This window comes from Acinetobacter sp. LoGeW2-3 (assembly GCF_002688565.1).
In the GTDB taxonomy this organism is placed as follows: domain Bacteria; phylum Pseudomonadota; class Gammaproteobacteria; order Pseudomonadales; family Moraxellaceae; genus Acinetobacter.
Window position 1 is genome coordinate 507,594 of sequence record NZ_CP024011.1, and the last position, 21,348, is coordinate 528,941.

Sequence of the window (21,348 nt, forward strand, 5' to 3'; positions counted from 1 at the left end):
GGAACTTCCCTCGATAGGTTTGCCTATATTTTATACAAAATTTACGGAGAAAATATGAATTTATCTGGTTATGCCATAAGGATTTATCAGCCATCACGAAATAGATATTTGTCCAGTGGCTCAGGTGCTGCATACATGCTTTATGCTAAACTTTGATTTTCCGAATTTTGAGTCCAACGTCGTGTCCGATTTAAGTTTTGATCGTTTATACGAATATTTCTGTAAAGTCCCAAGTGTTCAAAAAAACCTGATTGATAGCTATGGATCTGATGGCAAGCAAGCATGGTGGTTCAAGTTTCGTATTGATGTAGATCATCCACTGGCTTGGCAAACCGTACAGGAACTGGGTCATGTCCTTAATTATATTTCCAAGAATGAACGCTTGCCGACTCAGTTTTTACCTGTCTCCCCTCCTCCCTATATGAATGGTGTGGCAAAGGATTTTCTGTGCTGGGTGATTCAATGCAATAATGCAGATTTCCCACCGGATGTAGTATGTGACTGGTTAGAAGCACGTCTGCCGAATCCAGTGGATGAAGAATCTCAGTGGAAAATCAAAACTGATATTGCTGAACTCGACCAAATGTCCGATAAAGATTTGGATAAACTGGTTCCACCAAATCCAGCACCTTAAAATTTCCTAATTAAAATAAAAAAAATCCCTCTAATTTAAGAGGGATTTTTTATAGTGAAGCCTTCACTTAAATCTTTAGTCACTGAAAATAAAAAGCTATTAAAGTGATTCCATCAAATTTCAGACAATAAAAAAAGGCCTCAAGTCTTAATATGCTTGAAGCCTTTCCAGATATCTGGTCCCGAGGGTCGGACTCGAACCGACACGTCATCGCTGACAGTGGATTTTGAGTCCACCGCGTCTACCAATTTCACCACCTCGGGAGTGGATGAGAGGTATATTACCCGGTTTCGATCAGATGTCAACGCAGATTCTTTGCATTTGCTTAATTTTAAAACAAAACTCATTTTTTTGATCTATAAAGCTGCAATTTCCTCCCTAAAAAGGAAAAAAGTTTATACTAAGCCCAGTTTTTATTACCGTAACTTGTCATGCAACTTTCTGATTTTAGCTTTGATCTCCCAGATGAGCTGATTGCTCGCTACCCGCTTGAACAACGTAGTGCTTCCCGCCTTTTACACCTCGATGCTGAAGGTCAATATCATGACCACCAATTTACCGACATTCTGGATTTATTGAATGAAGGCGATTTACTGGTTCTGAATGATACCAAAGTGATGAAAGCCCGCCTAAAAGGTAAACGTGCCTCAGGTGGTGCGGTTGAAGTTCTGGTTGAACGCATGATGGATCAATTCATCGCGCACTGTCATATTAAAGCCAGCAATACGCCAAAAGCCGGTGCTGAACTGTTTATCGGTCCAGACGCAGTCAAAGTGACGGTTCAAGGCCGCCATGAAAATCTGTTTATTGTGGAATTCTCACAACCGATTCTTGATGTCCTAGACAAATATGGCGCGCTGCCAATTCCGCCTTATTTCAACCGTGAAGCGGAAGAGATTGATACGGTACGCTATCAAACCGTGTTCAATGATCCGACAAAATTGGCCAGTGTTGCTGCGCCAACGGCTTCCCTGCACTTCGATGAAGACTTGCTGAAAAAGCTGGAAGAAAAAGGTATTCAAAAAACTTTTGTGACTTTGCATGTCGGCGCAGGGACATTCCTGCCAGTTCGTACCAATGATATTGAAAATCACATCATGCACAGCGAGTGGTGTCAGGTCTCTGATGAATCCATGGCACTGATCAAAGCCACCAAAGCACGTGGCAATAAAGTGATTGCTGTGGGTACCACGGCGACTCGTGCGACTGAAAGTGCGGCTCAAGCGAATGGTGGTGAGCTTAAAGGCTGGACGGGTGATACACAAATCTTCATCTACCCAGGTTATGAATTTAAAGTGGTGGATCGTTTGATTACCAACTTCCACTTGCCTGAATCTACCCTACTGATGCTGGTATCAGCCTTGTCAAATCGTGACAATATTCTGAATGCCTATAAACATGCTGTAGAAAGCAAATACCGTTTCTTCAGCTATGGCGACGCTATGCTGATTGATCAGGCTAAATAATTATAGGACACGCCTATGCCGATCGATGCGGTGCAACATTCTATTCATATTCGTCGTAAGAAAAATGATGTGGTGTTTCGCAACATCGCTCGGCTTTGGGATTTGGGCCGTCAGGCAGAAAGTCATCAAGATTTGCTGGATGGCCTGCATCCTTGGAACGGTCCAATTACCCTTAAATTTGAAAATAACCTGCCACTTGCCCTCGCCCTTTTCGGCGCGATGCTGGTATTGGTAATCTTTATTGCTCCGGGCAATATCTGGATGCAAGGCAGTGTCTTCCTCGGCTGCCTACTGATCTTTTGGGCCTATATCAGCTTTGAACACCGCAAACCCATTGATGATGTCATCGCCTATCTGGAAGAAATCGCGCTCAGCAAGAAATATCAGTTAGCTTTCCAAAAGCAACCTCAGCATATTTCCATGCCACTGAATCCCATCCAGTTCATCGGCAACCTGAAACGTCTTTTTCCTTTGTTTAACCGTGGCTCTTTGATTAATGAAATTAGCCGCTATGCCAGTACCGTCTGGGAAGATGAAAATGGCCAGCAGCATCAGGTCATGGTCTTTCAATATCATTATGTGAATGAGGTTCAGATTCGGGATAAAAATGGCAAGCCAGTAAAGGTCACGGAAGTACATAAAGATCTGTGGGGTGTATTTGTCTTTGATATTCAAATTCAAGGCCTTGCTATCAGTACTTCAAAGCGCAAATTTTATTATCCTTATCCCCATCCTTGGCACAGCAGTGACATTCGTACCAACCAGCGCTTAGGCTTTTATGGCAGTGATCCGATGCAAATGGCGAAACTACTGACACCGGGATTTGTTATGCGTCTGGCCAATTTCTTTGAACAGCGTCAGGGCGATTTACTGTTTCATCCTGAGAAACATATGCTGTGCTACTTGGGGCCACATGATCTATTCAAAGTTTCTAGTCAAAACAAGAACATCAACGATATTCCCGCATTGCGTGGACATCTGAGAACGTTTAAATTAGTAGAATTGGAAAAGCTACAAACTGACCTGATTCAGTTTTTAAAATAATTATTCTCTTTGGGGACTGCTTTTATGGGATTTGTTGTTTTTGTCATTATCCCGATTCTGCTGATTGTTGCCATCATCATGATCCGCAACAGTATCGTACGTCATCATAATGCTACCATTCGTGCATGGTCGGATGTTGCCAGCTATGAACGGCAAAAACTGAAAATCCTCGATGGTCTGCAACCCTTGGTCGAGCAATATTCCAGTTTTGAAAAAGGCACGCTAGAAAAAGTCACCGAACTGCGTCAGAACATCATGAACCTGAATATCAAAGATGCAGATATCGGGCAGTTACAGCGTATCGAAAGCCTGAACCGCGAGTTGATGCATAACCTGAATGTGGTGATTGAGAATTACCCAGAACTGAAAGCCAATGAAATTTATCTAAAAATGATGAATGAAATTGAAGAACAGAATGAAAATGTCGGTGCGGCAATTAGCATCTATAACCGCAATGTCGAACTGTTTAATAACCAGATTCAGGTTTTTCCACACAATATCATTAACAACATGTTGCTACAAAAGAAAGCTGTACGTCCTTTCCGCGATCAGGCGGTGACACAAAGCTTTGACTATCGTCCGAATTTTTAAATCCCGACGAATTTTTATGCGATGATAAGCAATACCTAGCTGCCTTAGTGATGAATGAATTCTAGATAAGGCAGTTTGCTTCAGAATAAAAATAAAAGAATTAAAATTATGCTGGATCATCTCGATACCTTAAAGGAAATCCTGATCAAGGAGTTTTATCAACTCTATGATCAATACAACGATGACGGAATCTATGCCTGTAGTCTGGTCTTTGACGAGTTTCTGCGGCTCGACGATCTTGCCATTTCGACCGAACGCAGTATTTTTAACGATCAGGAAGATCGTGCCCAGTATCTATCGGAAAGCGATCGTTGGAATGCAGCGAAATGGCGTTATCGCACGACCTATAGTTCCAATAGCGGCATGACCCAGTTCCGTGCCCTGCTCGACACCTATTTCAAGAACCAGCATAGCTTTGGCAATCCTTTGCTAGAGCATGGTAAGACTGATCAGGCCAACACGCTAGATGTGTTACTAAAATTGTTTAAGCAGGCACGAGATGCTTTAGAACAGGATTATGGTCTGGACTTAAGCCAAATTCTGTTCTTCATCCATATGCCACCCCAGCCGCAGATGGAACTGCAATCCGCGACCTACCTGAATCCGGATAGTGCTTTGCGGCAACAGTTCCTGTCTAGTAAACAATCCAAAAATCATGCGACAGCGCCGAGGCAGTTCAAGCTCTCGCAGAGCGACAAAGATCTGCTGATTGATTTGGCGCAGTTAGTCAGATTAGAAGCTTATGATTACCTAAACGTGGCTCATCAGGCCTATTTGCTAACCCTGGAACCGCACTTTGTCGATGCCAATCTGTATATCCAGAAACTGATCCAGCATATCGCAGCGATGGCCACTGAAATTGACGGTAGTTGTGCCATGACTCAAGCTGAAATTCAGGAGCGGATCAGTCAGTTTGAGCGTTAAATCGCAAGCTGCTTCTTCATTTTTCATTCATACAGGCAACATAAATAAAACAGCCCCGTTAGACCCGAATGCTGGCGTTTATGTTCAGAATCAAGGAAAATAGCCGGTTTTAGCATTAACAATCAGCGAACTGTTTTTTCGCCTTGATTTGGAACTCCTATGAAGTTTGAAAAACTAGCGCAGTCGGGCCGTGCCCGTCGTGGCCGTTTAACGCTTGAGCATGGCGTGGTTGAAACGCCTATGTTCATGCCGGTGGGGACTTATGGCACGGTGAAAGGCGTATTGCCTCGTGACATCAAAGAAATTAAGTCTCAGGTGATTTTGGGCAATACCTTCCACTTATACTTACGTCCAGGCCTGGATGTGATCCGCGAACATGGTGGTCTGCATCAGTTCATGAAGTGGAACAACCCGATCCTGACCGATTCTGGCGGCTTCCAGGTATTCAGCCTCGGTGCGATGCGCAAAATCAAGGAAGAGGGTGTAACCTTCCGCTCGCCAATTGATGGTTCTAAAGTATTCCTGTCTCCTGAAATCTCGATGGACATTCAGCATACGCTGAACTCTGATATCGTGATGATTTTTGACGAATGTACGCCTTATCCGGCAACGCATGAAGAAGCACAAAAATCACTACAATTGTCTTTACGCTGGGCAAAACGCTGTAAGACTCAGCACCATGACGTACTGAAAAATCGTAATGCCCTGTTTGGGATTATCCAAGGCGGTATGTATGAAGATTTACGTGATGAATCCTTAAAAGGTCTGCTTGAAATTGACTTTGATGGTTATGCGATTGGCGGTCTGTCAGTAGGTGAACCAAAAGAAGAAATGATCAAGGTGCTGGATTATCTTCCAAATAAAATGCCGGAAGACAAGCCTCGTTACCTGATGGGTGTCGGCAAGCCTGAAGATATCGTAGAAGCAGTTCGCCGCGGTGTCGATATGTTCGACTGCGTGATGCCAACCCGAAATGCACGTAACGGTCATTATTTTGTGACTGGTGGTTTGGTGCGTATCCGTAATGCCAAATACCGTCATGACCAAAGCCCACTTGATCCAACTTGCGACTGCTACACTTGCCAAAACTTTACCCGTGCCTACCTGTTCCACCTGGAGAAATGCGGTGAAATGCTAGGTTCTATGCTGGGTACGATTCATAACTTGCGCTATTACCTGCGCCTGACTGAAGCGATGCGCGAAGCACTGGATCAAGGTACATTCGAGCAATTTGTTGAGGACTTTTATGCCCGTCGTGGCATGCAAGTGCCTCCTTGTCCTGAAGATTAATCTTTCAGCATTTGCGCTAAAGAAAAAGACAAGGTAAATTGCAGAACAAGTCAATTTATTATCATTCAGTTAATTAACCGTTTTTAGTTTAGGAAAATGTAAATGAGCCTATTTATTTCGACTGCTCACGCTGCAGGTGAAGCTGCACAACAACCAAGCCTGATGGCCAACCTTTTGATGATTGCAGTATTCGTTGCAATCTTCTATTTCCTGATCTGGCGTCCACAATCTAAACGTGCCAAAGAGCATCGTGCACTGATTGAAAGCCTGGGTGTTGGCAGTGAAGTGGTATTTGCAGGCGGTTTAATGGGCAGAATCACAAAAATTGAAGGTGACTTTGCTGTGGTTGAACTGAACCGTGGCGTAGAAGTAAAAGTTCAGCGTGCAAGCGTGGTCTCAGTACTTCCTGAAGGCACTTTGAATAACATTTAATCAAAAGAAGTCGTGCTCCCTGCACGACTTTTTCATTTTAAGAAGAAAACAAATGCGTTACCCAGCATGGAAATATGTGCTGATCCTGGTTGTTCTAGTGGTCAGCACATTATATGCCCTGCCTAGTTTGTATCCAGATGAACCTGCCGTACAGATTTCGGGTGCCAAAGCCGGCACTCAGATCGATGCAGGCATCGTACAAAGAGCAGAGCAATTATTAAAAACTGAAAATATTGCAACTCATGACAACAGCTTCAGCAACAATGCGGCCTTACTCCGTGTTGGTTCTAGCGAAGCACAGCTCAAGGCCAAAGAAGCATTGCGTCGCGGCTTGGGCGATGATTACGTTGTAGCACTTAACCTTGCACCAACAACTCCAGAATGGCTTCAAAAAATTGGCGCCAAGCCAATGAAACTGGGTCTGGACTTACGTGGTGGTGTTCACTTCTTATTAGAAGTGGATATGGACAAGGCGATTGCGCAGCGTATGGAAACATCTGCAACTGACCTGCGTCGTCAATTGCGTGATAACAACCTGAAATTCAACAGCCTGACTCTCAGCAATAACACCATTACCATGCAGTTTGCAGGCAATGATGACCGTTCTGCAGTGATGGACTTCCTGCGCCGTAACGGCAATGAATTCACGCAACAAGCTGTAGCGACAGATGCCGGTTCTACCCTACGCCTGACCTATACCGATGTGCGTAAGCAGGAAATTGAAAGCTATGCAGTCAACCAGAACTTAACCACGCTTCGTAACCGTATTAACGAACTGGGTGTCGCTGAAGCACTGGTACAGACTCAGGGCAGCAACCGTATTGTGGTTGAACTTCCAGGTGTCCAAGACACTGCTGAAGCAAAACGTGTCCTGGGTCGTACTGCGAACCTCGAGTTCCGTCTGGTGTCTGATCTGAATGATCAATATATTGATCCGTATACTGGTCAAGCAAAAGGCACATTACCACCAGGTACTGAAGCATTTGCTTATGAGTCGCTGGATAGCGGTCGTCAATTATTGCTGAACCGTACCCGTATTCTGACTGGTGAACGTGTTCAGAATGCCTCTTCTGGCTTTAGCCAGGACACTGGCGGTGCTGAAGTAAATATTACTTTGGACAGCGCTGGCGGTAAGTTGATGGCAGATGCAACACGTAATGCTGTTGGCAAACGTATGGCGGTTCTGTTCATCGAGAACAAGCAAAAGATCAGCTATGTCGAAGATCCTGCAACGGGTGCACAAACTGAAGTTCGTACCCCATATACTGAATCTGTCGTAATTAACGCAGCAACCATTCAAGCCGTACTAGGTTCTCAGTTCCGTATTACCGGTTTAGATTCTCCACAAGAAGCGTCTGAACTTGCCTTGATGTTACGTGCCGGTGCACTGGCTGCGCCAATGTACTTCGTTGAAGAACGAGTGATTGGTCCAAGTCTGGGTCAGGAAAACATCGACAAAGGTGTGCTTTCTACTCAAATCGGTTTCATTCTGGTGGCGATCTGGATGGTGGTATTCTTCCGTCTGTTCGGTGTGATTGCCAACTTCGCGCTGGTATTCAACCTGGCGATGATCCTGACTGTGATGTCGTGGATTGGTGCTTCCCTTACCCTGCCGGGTATTGCGGGTATCGTCATCACGATTGGTATGGCCGTCGATGCCAACGTCCTGATCTGTGAACGAATACGCGAAGAAATGAAGTGGGGCGCCTCGCCGAAACAGTCGATTGTCGCCGGTTATGACCGAGCCTATAACACCATTTTCGACTCGAACTTAACTACCTTCCTGGTCGCGTTTATTCTGTTTGCAATTGGTACCGGCCCGATCAAAGGCTTCGCCGTGACCCTGATGATTGGTATTGTCTGCTCGATGTTTACTGCAATTACAGTAACCCGTGCGATTGTACAGATCATCTATGGCAAAAAACGTAACTTGAAAAAGTTGAGCATTTAAGGAGATCACTGATGACTGAGAATACTCAACTAAATTCAAAACAATACGGCCGTCCGGATCACGAACGTGTCATCCCGTTTATGAAAATTGCTTTGCCTGCGGCATTGCTTTCAATTTTCTTGACGGTTGCCAGTATCTTCTTTATTGCCACTAAAGGCTTAAACCTGGGTCTGGACTTTACCGGTGGTGTGGCAGCAGAGCTGAACTATACCAATCCTGTGAAGCCAGAATCAGTTACTCAAGCATTGAGTAAAGCTGGTTTTAATGATGCCGTGGTACAGACTTTAGGTTCTGAACGTGACCTGATGGTACGTATGCCCGTGCAGAAAGATATCGAAGCGGAAGACTTGACCAAAGCCATTACTACTGCAGTTCAGCTGCCAGGTAATGCCGCTGAAGTGCCAAAGGTGGATGTCGTTGGTGGTCAGGTAGGTAACGAGCTGTACGTGCGTTCTGCAGGTGCAGTTGCCCTTGCTCTGCTACTAATGCTGGTCTATGTCACTATCCGCTTTGAGTTCAAGCTGGCAATGGGTGCAGTGCTGTCCTTGTTTCACGATATCGTCGTGACTCTCGGTGTCTTTGCCATGACACAATGGCCATTCGACCTGACTGTATTAGCAGCGTTGCTGGCAATTATCGGCTTCTCGCTGAACGACAACATCGTAGTATCTGACCGTATTCGTGAAAATTTCCGTAAGATCCGTGGTGCTGAACCACTGGAAATCGTCAATATTGCTTTGACCGAAACCTTACGTCGTACCATTCATACCTCAGCAACATTATTACTGGTTGTAGTAGCGATGATGGTGATGGGTGGTGCTGGCCTGAAATGGTTCTCGATCGCAATGTGTGTTGGTGTCTTTGTGGGTACCTATTCGTCGATCTATATCGGTACAGCCTTTGCCCTATGGCGTGGCCTCAACCGTCAGGACTTCATTGTTCAAGTGAAACCTGAATTTGATGAAGAGAACGAAATTCCATAATTTCGGCCTACTTTAAAAACATGAAAGCCCATCTTCTGATGGGCTTTTTTATGTTAGTTGAATCTGTTCAGGATACAAGATCGCGATCACTACACCGGCCTGCTGAATGTCCTGTTTCCGGAAACTGACCTGACGTTTGCCCTCCAGACTTTGGCAATGTAATTCCTGTTCAGTTTCAGCTTGTAGTTCCAGAATTAAACATAATTCATTGATGAGCTGTACGCAAAGCAGATCGGCTGGCTGAGCTTGTCTTTGACGATCACATAACAGCCACCAACCCGATTTTAGTATCGGGGCATAGACTTCGCTGCTGACTTGTATTGCATAGTGATTTGGCTGCAACTGAATCGTTGGCTCTATTTGATAATGCGCTGCGTCAATAGGCTTTAAACGGAATAGCTCCTGCTCCACCACTCGCATGCCATATAAATTGGGCACCGGAATATTTTGTACTTGTTGTATCTGCAGTTCTGGCTGATCCAAAATTAAAGCCTCCAGACCAAGTTGTTGTTCTAACTCCCGTGCAGCCTTTTCTCCAATCTGTCGCTTGCTATTCAGTAACTGGGCCACATGAGCCGCGGACAGACCATAATATTCGCAGATCTCTTTGCCAGTTTTAAATCGCTGACTAGCAATCCATTGATCAATGATCTTGCTCAGATTTTCTCTTCTACGTTCAAATAGTTCTGTCGTACTCATAGTAATTGGACGAATTCATTTTTATTAAGTGCTATTCAGCACCTTACAATAAAAAAGCCCACCAATAAATGGTGAGCTTTGATTTGAAAAATCAAATTAAAGTTTTACCAGGTCACCTTTCAGCGCTACACCTGCCACTGCAGTACCTTTCGCACATTGATAAGTCTTAGTGCTCTTGGTTTCATTGGCTTTATAATAGCTCACCAGATTAGTTACCGCATTCGCACCACGCGCTTTTGCAGTACGTTCAAACTGAATCAGTGCAGAACGCAATACATGGTCACAAGAAGATTCAGCTGACTTGGCAAAACCGTTGGTTTTTTTATTAGTGATCAAACCACGTTCGATAACACGACCACCTGACTTGGTGCCTGCCAGATAAAACTTCACTGAACCATCCAGCACGCCATCATCAACAGCACGCTTCACCGCTTCCTGGAAATCAAAATCATGCATATTATCTGCAGCCTGTGCAGATAGCACCCCACCAAAACCCAATACAGCTACTAAAGCAAATTGTTTAATTTTCATGTTATTACCCTCTAAAAGATTAGTTTAAAAATGTTGTTAATTGTGAGAATACGGCATTGTCCAGACGCATTTTCCAAGCCATTGCGTTCTTATGGATCTTATTGCCTTTTTGTTCCAGATTACGGCTGCCCGTAATTTGTGAAGAGACTTGCTGACCGCTCACCAGATAAGTGACCTGTAAATAGTGGCTACGGCGATTAATCCCTGCCACAACGCGATTGCTGTCTGTCTGTTCCACGACCCAGCCGGCACGTGCTTGCTGAGCAATCGCCTGCTTAATCTGCTTTTGTACATCAGCTGCAGAGACCTGTGCAGGAACACTAAACTGACGTTGTGGATAGTCAGAAATTTTAACCGTACTGCAAGCTGTGAGCCCTATTACCCCTGCTGCCGACAGAATCAGCAGCCAGTTTTTCAGTTTCATATTACCCTCTGAAATTATGCTTATTTATAATTAGATTTTTTTAAAGATCAGTGATGTGTTGATACCGCCAAAAGCAAAATTATTACTCATAATCATATCGGCAGACATGTTACGCATCTCACCCCGGATATAATCCAATTCTGCACACGTCGGGTCAATATGATCCAGATTTAAGGTCGGTACAAATTGCTGACGCTGCATCATTTCAATGCTCAGCCAAGCTTCAATAGCACCACAAGCCCCCAAGGTATGACCAAAATAGCTTTTTAATGAGCTAATTGGCTTTTTACCTAAAATGCGTAAGGTCGCTTGAGTTTCCGCTACATCCCCCTGATCGGTAGATGTACCATGTGCATTGACATAGTCAATCTGGGTCGCATCGACCTGCGCATCTTTAAGGGCCAGCTGCATGCAACGCCCCATCATTTCCGAATCTGGACGGGTCACATGCTGACCATCGGTATTGCTGCCATAGCCAATAATTTCAGCATAGATTTTGGCACCACGAGCTTTGGCATGTTCATATTCTTCCAGAATCAGACAGCCAGCACCTTCACCAACTACCAGCCCATCACGGTTCTGATCAAAAGGACGCGGGGTTTGTTCAGGATGATCATTCTTGCTGCTGGTCGCAAGTAGCACATCAAACACTGCTGAACCTGCAGCACTCAGCTCTTCTGCTCCACCAGCCAGCATGACTATCTGCTTACCATACTTGATTGCTTCATAAGCCTGACCAATTGCCATTGAGCCAGATGTACAAGCACTAGAAGTGGGTAACGTCAGGCCTTTCAAACCAAAATAAACTGTCATATTCACGGCACTGGTATGTGACATCATGCGGATATAAGTTGTGGCATTGAGTTGATTCATGTTGTTTTCAAGCAGCATGGCACCGAACTCACGGATAGCATCCACGCTTCCTGCAGAGGAACCAAAAGCCACACCAGTGTCGCCACTGGTCAGGATTTCATCACCCAGTAATCCTGCGTCTTCAAGCGCTTTTTCCGCACAGACTACAGACATCAGTGCAACACGGCCCATGCCGCGGGTGACCTTACGGTTAAAATGCTTCGGTACCGTAAAAGATTCAACCGGGCCACCCAGTTTGCTGCGTAAATCAGTATAGATTTCCCATTCGGGCATATAGCGAATTCCGCTCTGCCCTTCAGCAAATTGCGCAAAGATCTGATCTGCAGTTTCACCCAATGAGGTGATCCCTGACATTCCTGTAATAACAACACGTTTCATCAGATCAATCCTCCATTCACCGAGATGACCTGACGGGTGATATAACTCGCATCATCACTACACAGAAATTTTACCACTTTAGCCACTTCTTCAACCTGCCCCATACGCTGCATTGGAATCATTTTCAGCGCATGTTCCTTCACTTCTTCGGTAACCATTTCAGTTTCAATCAAACCGGGCGCGACACAGTTCACGGTGATTTTTCGTTTCGCCAGCTCCAAAGCTAAAGCTTTGGTTGCCCCAATCAGACCAGCTTTAGCGGCACTATAGTTCACCTGCCCACGATTACCCATCACGCCAGATACAGAAGATAAAGTGACGATACGGCCCCCTTGTTTCAGGCGGATCATTGGCATCATTAGTGGTTTGAGCACATTGTAAAAACCGTTCAGAGAAGTGGAGACCACATCATCCCAGTCTTCATCAGTCAATGCCGGGAAAGCACCATCACGTGTCAGGCCGGCATTTAGCACCACACCATAGAAAGCACCATGCTCTGCCACATCCTGCTCCAAGATTGCTGCGATCTGGGCACGATCATTGACATCGAACATGAGTACATGACTGGCTTGACCCAAAGCCTGAATTTCCTGTGCGACCTGCTCTGCTTCCTGCTGTCTGGAACGTGCATGTACCGTGACATCAAAACCAGCCTTGGCCAGTTCCAGTGCAATCGCCTTACCAATCCCCCGGCTAGAACCTGTGACTAAAATTCTTCTGCTCACTTTAATTTCCCAATCATGTCATCATTATCTGCAGGCTCATAAACACTTAGCATTGCAGTAAAATTATGTTCTTTATACTGTATTTCGCAATTAAATTGGCCTAGACCTTCGTGTAGATAACTCTGCTCTACCCGAATACGAACCACACTGCCTAATTCAAAATAAGGCACCAGCAATTGCATTTTGCGTGTTCCCAACAAAAAACCAATACGCGGTTGCTGACCTTTGGAATGCCCTTTATGCCCTGCATAAACGCTGACTGTCTGTGCCATCAGCTCAATACTGGTCCAGGTCGGTAAACCTTCAGCTTCACAGAACATCAGTTCAGGCCGAATAGTTAGTTCGGCAATGGCAAACTCATCATTGGCTTCAATTAAATGATCCACAAAGACCATTGGCTTTTCATGTGGAATAAACTGTACGGCATCCATCATGGACATGTGGTTCCTAAAATAAGACTGATATTGCTGCCGCCAAAAGCAAAAGAGTTACTCATCACATAACGAATTGGCTGATTTAATTCCGGGTTCAATACATAGTTTTGGTCATCTAACTCTGGATCAAGCACACCGTCCTGATGCAGTGGTAACCAGCTTTGATCCAATAACACCTGCTGACAGATATAGGCTTCAATCGCCCCGGCAGCGCCAAGACAATGGCCGGTTTTATGTTTGGTACTACTTAAAGGAACATCATGTTCTTGGAATACCGTGCGAACTGCCTTGATTTCCATCGCATCATTTTGCGGTGTCGAAGTGCCGTGCATATTCAGGTAGCCAATATCACTGGTCTGAATCCCGGCCATCTCCAAGGCTTTTTGCATGGCCTGAGCTGCACCCTGTCCTTCAGGATGCGGTGCAGAAATATGCCAGGCATCCATAGACTCGCCACTACCGAGTAACATGACTGGTGCAGTTTCTTTGGAAATTAAGAATAAACCTGCGGCCTCACCGATATTGATGCCATCACGCTGTGCACCACATGGCTGACAGATCCCTGCAGAGAGGCTTTCCAGGCTATTAAAACCATTTAAAGTCAGTCGGCATAAGGTATCCACTCCACCGACCAAAACTGCATCAGCAAGACCGGCATTTAACAAGCGCTGACCTGCGGCCAATGCCTTGGCAGCTGAAGAACAGGCAGTAGAAATGGTATAAGCAGGTCCGTGCCAACCTAAATACTGTTGCATGGCTTTGGCTAAGCAACCCATTTCCTGTTTACGATGATCCACCAAGTCTTCAGATTGCTGTGTGAAATAAACCTTCATCGCAGCTTCATTGTCACTCACCCCAGATGTCGAAGTACCTAAAATCACAGCCAGACGATGCTTTGGAAACTGAGCCACATAAGTCTGCACATCAGCTTCAATTTCTTTTAGTGCAGTTAAAGCAAAACGCAGGTTACGTGAATCAACATATTTGAGTACATCAGGCACTTCAGTGATCAGTTCACCATGATAAGCACCAACCCATACTTTCTGTTCTGGTAAAAAATCAGCACTTTCAGTCAAGGTATTTATAGGATGAGTGAGATTATATCGCAGCTGATCAGCAGTTGCCCCCAATGCTGATAGGCCTACACTCAACTGAATCCCGACAGCAGGATGAACAGTGTTGGGATTATGAACCATGCATTCCCTCATCATTTTCTAGTGTATTGCTCACAGGACTGATCACCATCTGATATGGCACCTGAATATTGTTCAACTCAATACTGTCATCTAGAGTTTTAATTTTTAGCACAGGCTGGTTCTGAATAAGCACCATCTGCATATCATCTTGTTGCTGTAAGCTGACCTGTGCAGATTGCATTTTGGCAAAATCTGGATAGGTCGCATACAAGATGTCACGCACCACATAATCAAAAGGCAGCAGCTTCATGGCATCAATGCGCTGCTCGACCTGGACTTTATTGCCATTAAAGCTGAGCTTAAACAGCTGCTGTCCGGTCAAGCTCAACGCCACCATATCCAAGTTACTGCCTTGTTGTTCCTGATACAGCAAGAAGCTAAAGCTATGTTCCTTCCATTGAACTTCAATCTGGTCCTGACGCTGATAACTTTGCGCTGACCAAGTCGACGTCACCAAGCCTTGGGCTTGCGGAATCAGGCTTTGGCAGCCACTGCAGAGCAGTACGCTAGCCAAGGCCAAAGAGATGAGCTTTAAAGGCACTCTTGCTGTCATCAAATTAACTTTCCTGTGGTTGTGCTTCACGGCAGTATTCTGCCAAGGTATTTAAGCGCTGTTTTGCATTTTTATGAATCGGATTAGTAGTATCCCAAGCATATCCGGCCAATAAGGATGAAATCATACGGCGAATTTTTTCTTCCTGACGGGTTGAGAATACAACGTCCTGAAATTCACCGGAATACCAGGATTCCACATAAGCACGGAAAACCTTGATGCCTTGACGCAATGGCTTCTCGTATTCTTGCATCCAGTCAACATTTTGACCTTGCAACACTTTATCCACCAGTGGAATCGCTAGACTGGAAGATTTCAAGGCAATCGTCACACCCGAAGAGAATACTGGATCCAGGAATTCACCGGCATTTCCCAGCAAAGCATAGTTACGTTCAGCCAGATGTTTCACATTTGCAGAATAACCTACCAGTGTACGTACCTGTGTATCGAACTTGGCCTTGTGCAATACATGAGACAGGCTTTCATCATCTGCAAGAATACGTTTAAACAGACTTTCCAAGTCTTGCTCAGCAGAATCTTCAAAACCGTATTTTTTAAAAAAGTCCTGCTCAGCCACAATACCAAAAGAGGAACGGCCATCCGCAAATGGAATCAGCCAGTACCAGGCACGATGATCTTTGTCGTGTACCGTGATCAGGATTTTTTCACGGTCAAAGTCTGGATCATCCAGAATTCCATCTTCAATATGAGTAAATACAGCGCGGCGAACCGGAAAATCTGATGGACTTTCTAAGTCCAGGAATTTCGGCAAAATTCGACCAAATCCACTGGCATCCAGCAGGAACTTACCCTGAATCTGATAACTTTCACCTTGTTCATCTTTTACAGTTAGGATTGGGTGCTCAGGTTTCACATCTACCACTATCACTTCATGACCAAAACGGATTTCAGCGCCTTTGTTCTGAGCTTCTTGTGCTAACAGATGATCAAACTGGGCACGACGCACTTGCCAGGTTGTTCCCGGTCCTTCACTAAATTTTTCGGTAAAATCATAAAAACTGCGCTGTGGTCCACGCAGGAATGCCGCACCATTTTTAAACTGGAAGGCATATTCATCGACATGTGCACGAACAGTATCTAGCAGACCGGCTTCTTCCAGAAAGACCATTGATTGAGGCAACAGCGATTCACCAATGGAAAAGCGTGGAAAATACTGCCTTTCAATCACTGTCACCTGATAACCCTTCTGTCGCAGTAGAGCTGCTGCCGAACTGCCTGAAGGACCTGCCCCAATAATCAATACATCTGTCTGCTGCATGGTGCTCATTGCACTTTCACCTTTATTCTTCAGCGCTTTGGCTGATATTGCTCAATTACAACGTGCTTTTCATCTGATGAAGTAAATAACGTTGCATAAATAAATGCGAAAATAACGCCCAATAATACGGTCAGTCCAAAGCAATGGATGGCATAGGTCTGACTGAAGGACAGTAATCCAAAACCAAAGAAGGTCGACATCATACATAGGAACAATGCCATCCCCACAACTTGAGGATGGTCATGTCCATGCCGGTAGAAAATCGCGTAATCCACCCCAATTCCGATAATCAGGAACGTGCCCATAATACTGAACAGGTTAATCTCGACCCCGAGCCAAGCCTGAATGGCAAAGGTGGTCATCAATGCCATACTAACGGGCAGAATCAACGGCAAAATAGATTTTTTGCCATACAGTGCACCTAAGCCAATCGCCAAAATGATCAAAGCGATGACCAGCAGTTTCTGGGCATGTTCACGATGCTGTTTAAATAAGGTTGATAACTGACTAACCGGACGAAGTAACTGCACGTTTGCTGAGGTTAGCTGTTTCAGTGCCTGTATATCCTGCACATTTTGCAGCATGACCAGTCGTTCAGTTGGGCTCATCTGCAAAAAGGCCAATGGATGCTCTTTAAATTCGGCTGCTGTCAATAACGGCTGATTTGCTAACTGTTGTTGCCAGCTCAACACATCTTGAACATTCAGTTGCATGGCTTCTGCATAGCTCATCAAATCCTGCTGCGGAATCTGTTGTAGCAGTTGGATATTTTGCTGCTGAACTGAAGTTGGCACTAGCCATTGTCCCAAAGCCTGTACAGATTCAAGCTTGCCTTGTTCTTGTAAACTGCTTAACTTGGAAAGAAGTGCTGCTTCTCGCTGTTCCAGTTCCGCAGGCGTATTGCCGCGTACCAGAAAATATTCACTGCCCTGCTGCTGCATAAAGCGTTCACGTACATACTGATCTTCCTGTTTCAGCTGCTGATCCATACTTTGCAGGTTACGGATATCATCATTACTTTTCAGGAAGAACAGGCTGCTACCAGTCACAACTAGAATGATGGCAATCAGGCCATAACGTAAGGATTTACGAGCCTGAATCCAGTTTCGGGCTTTGCCAATAAAAGCCAAGGTTCGAATCGCAGGTTCTGCATTTAACGCAGGTAAACGTGGCAGCAACAAGATACTGGTCACCCATGCGCCGGCTAAGCCGACCATGGAAAAGACAGCAATCTGTTTAAAGCCTGGAAATGGGGTAAAGCTCAGCACCACATAGGCCAAAAGCGTTGTCATTAGACCGACAAAAAGGCTGGGCAATAAAGGTTTTAAAACTACAAAACCATCGATATGACGGTGCTGTGATTGCATTGCCATAAAATAAAAAGAAAAGTCAACACAAACCCCGATCAAACTGGCACCAAAGACCAGCGTCATCAGGTGAATTTCACCGAATAAGGCATAGGTCGCAGCAAAAGCCACCAGACAACCGGTTCCGACTGCGATCATTTCAGTCAGCATCGGACGAATGGAGCGGAAGCCGAACCAGACCAGCAATAGAATCCCGAGTGTTGATCCCACACCAATGGTGGAGATTTCTTCTTTAGCTGAAGTCGTTCCGAACTGGGCAAACAGTAAAGTACCGGTCCAATGTGGCTGAATTTTTAATAGCTTTAACTGCTCATTAGCTTGCTGAATAAAGACTGAAGTCTGTTCCTGATAATCAATATTATAAGGATTGTTATTCAACTGCAGGACGATCAGACGCGATAAGCCTTGATCATCATGTATGGTGGCAAAGCCCTGCTCCAGCTGAATATCACTATTGCCCTGTAGCCCACTTAGCCCCATGGCATAACGTGGAAACAGTAATAGTGGATCCTGCTGCAATAGCTCTGCAGTAAGCGGCATGCCCGGACTCATCAGCTGCAGCATGCTCTGCTCAGTTAGTGACTGATAGTCCTGCTGTTGCAATAACTCGCGATCCTGCGCAGAAAGCAAGCCAGCCCGATGTTGATACAAAATCTGAGCAAACTTTTGCTGATCCATCTGTGCCTGAACCGGCTGGAACAACTGGCTCTGATCAACTTGTTTACGCAACAAATCTGTGGCCTGATTCAGACTGGTCTCATCCTGGGCATCGAGTACCACAAAGACCTTGTCATTCAGTTGTTCACTGACATACTGCTGCGCTCGTTCCAGATTGGCATCCTGATGCGCTTCTGGAAGCAAGGCAAAAATATTGGTCTGGATACGAATATCCTGACGCAACCAGGCTGTCCCGAGCGCAACCGCGATGACACTCAGGATCACCAGCCATAATGCTGTAAATTTATTTTGCCAGCTGGAAAAGCGCATTTTCTGCTGCCGTTAAGCTTTGTGGCTGAGCCGTTTGCTGGCTAAAATGAATGGTAGTGCTATTCCTTGCCTGCTCATGAATCACAATCTGATTCACATAACGCTGACCTTGCGCATCTACCTGAACAAATAACTTTTTAAATAAGCTGCTTTTCGGTTTTAACGTTACATTCCATTCGGCTGGGGTATAACGCGCAGAGACCACAGTAAAGTTTTTGGCCAAGGCCGCTTCATTACCGGACATCAACTGTAAGAACATGGTAGCCACAGAACCATACGGGGTTTTATCGACTTCAATCTGACTAGAAGTGCGCTGGGTTTTTTGCACCAGTTTTTTCTGAGTCACGATCAGATCGGCTCTCACCGGACTTTGAATCTGCCACAATACGCCCTGATTTTTATGGAACAGCACTGTGCCTTTAGATACATAGGTCTTGTTCAATGAAGCCAGTTTCTTGTGCTGTTCAAAATTGGCCCGTACCACAGGTGTTGCTGACAACTGCGTAAATACCTGCTGTAACTGAGTATTTTGCGCATGTGCTACTGGCATACTAAGAGTTAAGCTGGCAGCTGCACAGGTACATGCTGCTGCGTATTTCATTTTTTGCAAGAATTTCATTACGCATTGGCCTGAAACGCTGACCACGCATGAAGGCGGTCAAATAAAACTTGAGGAGACTGGAAACACATTTCCCGGGTTTGTATGTCTACAGCCACTTGAGTGGTATAGCCCTTGGTCAACCGTTTGCCGCTTTCAGCATCAAAGATTTGATATTCAATTTTCAAGCGATTTTCCCATTCCTTGAGTATCGCCCGAACACGGATTTTCTGTTCAAATAAAATGCCATGCGCATAACGCACATGACTTTCGATCACTGGCCATGCATAGCCCGACTCACGCATCTGGTTGTAGTTGTACTGAAACTGATCCAGCAACTTACAGCGGGCAATTTCAAAATACTTCAGATAATGTCCATGCCACACCACATTCATGGTGTCTACATCATGAAAAGGCACTTCTATGATCACATCGGCATGCATGACGGATTTCCTGTGTTTAAGATAGGATGGCGCTGCTGAACAGCTCCAAATTTTCAAAACGGTCAACCAAAGTTTGCAGCTCCTGCTGCAACGGGCGATCTTCCTCCACATATTTGAAGGACTGAAGAACCCATTGTTGGAATGCAGTTAAAACTGAGGTTAATTCTGTATCTAAGCCTTTTAACCAGACTGCCTGCACACAGGCACAGCTTAACGCAGCAATCACCTGATCGGTCAGGAGAATCACACGGCTGGCATCACGTGCAGCGATAGTGCCCATGCTGACCTTGTCCTGGTTATGACATTCAGTAGAACGAGAGAAGATCGAAGCTGAAAGCGTCTGCTTTAAGGCTTCTGCCGTCCAGGCAGAAACACCGATCTGTACGGCTTTGAATCCATGATTCAGCGGTAAACGCTCAAGACTGGAACCGGTCAAGTTACGTGGCAGACCATTGTTCATCTTGTAATCCACCAGTTGTGCCAGCTGACGATCCATCAGATCGGCAATATTGGCAATCATGATCTTGAGACTGTCCATAGCCTGAGCGATATGACCGCCATAGAAATGCCCACCATGTAAAACACGCAGATTCACTGGGTCAATCAATGGATTATCATTACTGGAATTCAGCTCATTTTCAATAAACTGACGTAGCCAGACTTTAGAATCTTCGAATACGCCAATGATATGCGGTGCACAGCGCAAAGAATAACGGTCTTGTAGACGTGAGCTTTGATGTTCAGTTTGTACTTCACTATTCAGCCAGTCACGTAATTGTGCCGCGATGTTTTGTTGTCCTGGATGCGGTTTCTGGGCAAATAAGACTTCATCAAAATGGCTTGGATTCCCCTCCAGTGCCAATACGTTCATCGCAGTAATTAAAGTACTGGTGAAAGAAATCTGCTCAGCTTTTTTATAATTAAGACAGGCAATTGCAGTCATCACGGCAGTTCCATTCATCAGTGCCAGCCCTTCTTTAGGACGCATCACATGCGGCTGCATGCCTTTGGCTGCATAAACTTCAGCAATCGGAACAATCTGACCTTGCCAATACACATCGCGCTCACCAACCAGTGCACCAGCAATATAGGATAACGGTGTCAAGTCACCACTCGCCCCAACCGAACCTTCCGAAGGAATCACCGGAATGACATTTTCATTCAGCATCCAGACCAGTCGTTCCAGCAAGGCATGCGAAACACCGGAATAACCACGTGCCAGTGAACACAATCGGGTAACGACTACAGCACGTGCCGTGATCAGATCCAGATTCTGACCTAAGCCACAGCCATGAAAACGGGACAAATGTAGAGGAAGCTCATTGACCTGATGCGGAGGAATCTCGACCAGACAGGAGTCACCATATCCGGTGGTCACACCATAAATGACACCCTCTTCTTCCAGAAGTTGATCCAGAAAGTCGGCACCACGCTGGATCAACTCACGCCATTCTGCCGAGCTTGGTAAAGCGACTTTTTTTTCCTGACGTGCGACTGCCACCACATCTTCAATGGTCAGTGCAGTTTCCCCTACAATTAACACCCG

General features: G+C 45.3%; 22 protein-coding genes and 1 tRNA gene. 9 read left to right on the top strand and 14 right to left on the bottom strand.

Annotated elements, in window-relative coordinates; translation table 11 throughout:
* Positions 1-181: 181 nt before the first annotated feature.
* Entirely contained in the window at positions 182-634 is a 453-nt protein-coding gene (locus BS636_RS02455; RefSeq protein ID WP_099339583.1) for a hypothetical protein, read from the top strand.
* A 176-nt stretch (positions 635-810) separates the two neighbouring features.
* Here BS636_RS02455 and BS636_RS02460 read toward each other — a convergent pair.
* Positions 811-897 (bottom strand) — tRNA-Leu (locus tag BS636_RS02460).
* A gap of 168 nt (positions 898-1,065) precedes the next feature.
* On the opposite strand from BS636_RS02460, the gene queA reads away from it, so the two are divergent.
* The 8 genes from queA to secF all read left to right on the top strand — a co-directional run bounded on the left by queA (position 1,066) and on the right by secF (position 9,315).
* Positions 1,066-2,100, top strand: coding sequence for a tRNA preQ1(34) S-adenosylmethionine ribosyltransferase-isomerase QueA (queA, locus tag BS636_RS02465; protein WP_099337358.1), 1,035 nt, complete (start codon positions 1,066-1,068; stop codon positions 2,098-2,100).
* A gap of 15 nt (positions 2,101-2,115) precedes the next feature.
* Entirely contained in the window at positions 2,116-3,144 is a 1,029-nt protein-coding gene (locus BS636_RS02470) for a hypothetical protein (protein ID WP_099337359.1), read from the top strand.
* A gap of 24 nt (positions 3,145-3,168) precedes the next feature.
* Positions 3,169-3,735, top strand: coding sequence for a LemA family protein (locus BS636_RS02475; protein WP_099337360.1), 567 nt, complete (start codon positions 3,169-3,171; stop codon positions 3,733-3,735).
* 108 nt (positions 3,736-3,843) lie between these two features.
* The gene (locus BS636_RS02480) at positions 3,844-4,659 is read left to right on the top strand and encodes a DUF4303 domain-containing protein (protein WP_099337361.1); all 816 of its coding nucleotides are present in this window, start codon (positions 3,844-3,846) and stop codon (positions 4,657-4,659) included.
* A gap of 159 nt (positions 4,660-4,818) precedes the next feature.
* Entirely contained in the window at positions 4,819-5,949 is a 1,131-nt protein-coding gene (tgt, locus tag BS636_RS02485) for a tRNA guanosine(34) transglycosylase Tgt (protein ID WP_099337362.1), read from the top strand.
* 102 nt (positions 5,950-6,051) lie between these two features.
* Positions 6,052-6,381 (top strand): preprotein translocase subunit YajC, encoded by a 330-nt coding sequence (gene yajC / locus BS636_RS02490; protein ID WP_004816064.1) that lies wholly within the window; start codon positions 6,052-6,054, stop codon positions 6,379-6,381.
* A gap of 52 nt (positions 6,382-6,433) precedes the next feature.
* Positions 6,434-8,332: a protein translocase subunit SecD gene (gene secD, locus BS636_RS02495; protein ID WP_099337363.1), complete on the top strand. Its 1,899-nt coding sequence runs from the start codon at positions 6,434-6,436 to the stop codon at positions 8,330-8,332.
* Between the two features lie 8 nt (positions 8,333-8,340).
* Entirely contained in the window at positions 8,341-9,315 is a 975-nt protein-coding gene (secF, locus tag BS636_RS02500; RefSeq protein WP_171266050.1) for a protein translocase subunit SecF, read from the top strand.
* A gap of 48 nt (positions 9,316-9,363) precedes the next feature.
* On the opposite strand, the gene BS636_RS02505 is transcribed toward secF, so the two are convergent.
* The 13 genes from BS636_RS02505 to BS636_RS02565 all read right to left on the bottom strand — a co-directional run bounded on the left by BS636_RS02505 (position 9,364) and on the right by BS636_RS02565 (position 21,345).
* On the bottom strand, positions 9,364-10,014 hold the full coding sequence (locus tag BS636_RS02505; RefSeq protein ID WP_099337365.1) for a hypothetical protein: 651 nt from the start codon (positions 10,012-10,014) through the stop codon (positions 9,364-9,366).
* Between the two features lie 96 nt (positions 10,015-10,110).
* Positions 10,111-10,545, bottom strand: a complete 435-nt coding sequence (locus BS636_RS02510) for an excinuclease (protein WP_099337366.1) — start codon at positions 10,543-10,545, stop codon at positions 10,111-10,113.
* A gap of 19 nt (positions 10,546-10,564) precedes the next feature.
* Entirely contained in the window at positions 10,565-10,969 is a 405-nt protein-coding gene (locus BS636_RS02515) for a hypothetical protein (RefSeq protein WP_099337367.1), read from the bottom strand.
* 30 nt (positions 10,970-10,999) lie between these two features.
* Positions 11,000-12,220, bottom strand: a complete 1,221-nt coding sequence (locus BS636_RS02520; RefSeq protein WP_099337368.1) for a beta-ketoacyl-ACP synthase — start codon at positions 12,218-12,220, stop codon at positions 11,000-11,002.
* On the bottom strand, positions 12,220-12,945 hold the full coding sequence (locus tag BS636_RS02525; protein ID WP_099337369.1) for a 3-ketoacyl-ACP reductase FabG2: 726 nt from the start codon (positions 12,943-12,945) through the stop codon (positions 12,220-12,222). The genes BS636_RS02520 and BS636_RS02525 overlap by 1 nt, the downstream gene beginning before the upstream one ends.
* Positions 12,942-13,379, bottom strand: coding sequence for a 3-hydroxylacyl-ACP dehydratase (locus tag BS636_RS02530; RefSeq protein WP_099337370.1), 438 nt, complete (start codon positions 13,377-13,379; stop codon positions 12,942-12,944). Before BS636_RS02530 ends, BS636_RS02525 begins: the two co-directional genes overlap by 4 nt.
* Complete coding sequence (locus tag BS636_RS02535) at positions 13,376-14,575, bottom strand: beta-ketoacyl-[acyl-carrier-protein] synthase family protein (RefSeq protein ID WP_228206922.1); 1,200 nt, start codon at positions 14,573-14,575, stop codon at positions 13,376-13,378. Before BS636_RS02535 ends, BS636_RS02530 begins: the two co-directional genes overlap by 4 nt.
* Positions 14,565-15,128 carry a DUF3261 domain-containing protein gene (locus tag BS636_RS02540; protein ID WP_099337371.1) on the bottom strand — a complete coding sequence of 188 codons (564 nt, stop codon included), beginning with the start codon at positions 15,126-15,128 and terminating at the stop codon, positions 14,565-14,567. Before BS636_RS02540 ends, BS636_RS02535 begins: the two co-directional genes overlap by 11 nt.
* 4 nt (positions 15,129-15,132) lie before the next feature.
* Positions 15,133-16,416, bottom strand: a complete 1,284-nt coding sequence (locus BS636_RS02545) for an NAD(P)/FAD-dependent oxidoreductase (protein ID WP_099337372.1) — start codon at positions 16,414-16,416, stop codon at positions 15,133-15,135.
* 20 nt (positions 16,417-16,436) lie between these two features.
* Positions 16,437-18,761: an MMPL family transporter gene (locus tag BS636_RS02550; protein ID WP_099337373.1), complete on the bottom strand. Its 2,325-nt coding sequence runs from the start codon at positions 18,759-18,761 to the stop codon at positions 16,437-16,439.
* Complete coding sequence (locus tag BS636_RS02555; RefSeq protein WP_228206940.1) at positions 18,736-19,311, bottom strand: LolA family protein; 576 nt, start codon at positions 19,309-19,311, stop codon at positions 18,736-18,738. Before BS636_RS02555 ends, BS636_RS02550 begins: the two co-directional genes overlap by 26 nt.
* A gap of 68 nt (positions 19,312-19,379) precedes the next feature.
* Complete coding sequence (locus BS636_RS02560) at positions 19,380-19,802, bottom strand: acyl-CoA thioesterase (protein ID WP_099337374.1); 423 nt, start codon at positions 19,800-19,802, stop codon at positions 19,380-19,382.
* A 16-nt stretch (positions 19,803-19,818) separates the two neighbouring features.
* Positions 19,819-21,345, bottom strand: a complete 1,527-nt coding sequence (locus tag BS636_RS02565; protein WP_099337375.1) for an HAL/PAL/TAL family ammonia-lyase — start codon at positions 21,343-21,345, stop codon at positions 19,819-19,821.
* Positions 21,346-21,348 lie beyond the last annotated feature (3 nt).

Excerpts from the sequence above, each read along its gene's own strand:
- BS636_RS02560 (WP_099337374.1), bottom strand. The coding sequence starts at position 19,802 with ATGCATGCCGATGTGATCATAGAAGTGCCTTTTCATGATGTAGACACC.
- BS636_RS02475 (WP_099337360.1), top strand. The coding sequence starts at position 3,169 with ATGGGATTTGTTGTTTTTGTCATTATCCCGATTCTGCTGATTGTTGCC.
- BS636_RS02520 (WP_099337368.1), bottom strand. The coding sequence starts at position 12,220 with ATGAAACGTGTTGTTATTACAGGAATGTCAGGGATCACCTCATTGGGT.
- BS636_RS02505 (WP_099337365.1), bottom strand. The coding sequence starts at position 10,014 with ATGAGTACGACAGAACTATTTGAACGTAGAAGAGAAAATCTGAGCAAG.
- BS636_RS02555 (WP_228206940.1), bottom strand. The coding sequence starts at position 19,311 with ATGCCAGTAGCACATGCGCAAAATACTCAGTTACAGCAGGTATTTACG.
- BS636_RS02545 (WP_099337372.1), bottom strand. The coding sequence starts at position 16,416 with ATGAGCACCATGCAGCAGACAGATGTATTGATTATTGGGGCAGGTCCT.
- BS636_RS02550 (WP_099337373.1), bottom strand. The coding sequence starts at position 18,761 with ATGCGCTTTTCCAGCTGGCAAAATAAATTTACAGCATTATGGCTGGTG.
- BS636_RS02480 (WP_099337361.1), top strand. The coding sequence starts at position 3,844 with ATGCTGGATCATCTCGATACCTTAAAGGAAATCCTGATCAAGGAGTTT.
- BS636_RS02510 (WP_099337366.1), bottom strand. The coding sequence starts at position 10,545 with ATGAAAATTAAACAATTTGCTTTAGTAGCTGTATTGGGTTTTGGTGGG.
- yajC (WP_004816064.1), top strand. The coding sequence starts at position 6,052 with ATGAGCCTATTTATTTCGACTGCTCACGCTGCAGGTGAAGCTGCACAA.
- BS636_RS02530 (WP_099337370.1), bottom strand. The coding sequence starts at position 13,379 with ATGATGGATGCCGTACAGTTTATTCCACATGAAAAGCCAATGGTCTTT.
- BS636_RS02535 (WP_228206922.1), bottom strand. The coding sequence starts at position 14,575 with ATGGTTCATAATCCCAACACTGTTCATCCTGCTGTCGGGATTCAGTTG.
- secD (WP_099337363.1), top strand. The coding sequence starts at position 6,434 with ATGCGTTACCCAGCATGGAAATATGTGCTGATCCTGGTTGTTCTAGTG.
- BS636_RS02540 (WP_099337371.1), bottom strand. The coding sequence starts at position 15,128 with ATGACAGCAAGAGTGCCTTTAAAGCTCATCTCTTTGGCCTTGGCTAGC.
- tgt (WP_099337362.1), top strand. The coding sequence starts at position 4,819 with ATGAAGTTTGAAAAACTAGCGCAGTCGGGCCGTGCCCGTCGTGGCCGT.
- BS636_RS02470 (WP_099337359.1), top strand. The coding sequence starts at position 2,116 with ATGCCGATCGATGCGGTGCAACATTCTATTCATATTCGTCGTAAGAAA.
- BS636_RS02515 (WP_099337367.1), bottom strand. The coding sequence starts at position 10,969 with ATGAAACTGAAAAACTGGCTGCTGATTCTGTCGGCAGCAGGGGTAATA.
- queA (WP_099337358.1), top strand. The coding sequence starts at position 1,066 with ATGCAACTTTCTGATTTTAGCTTTGATCTCCCAGATGAGCTGATTGCT.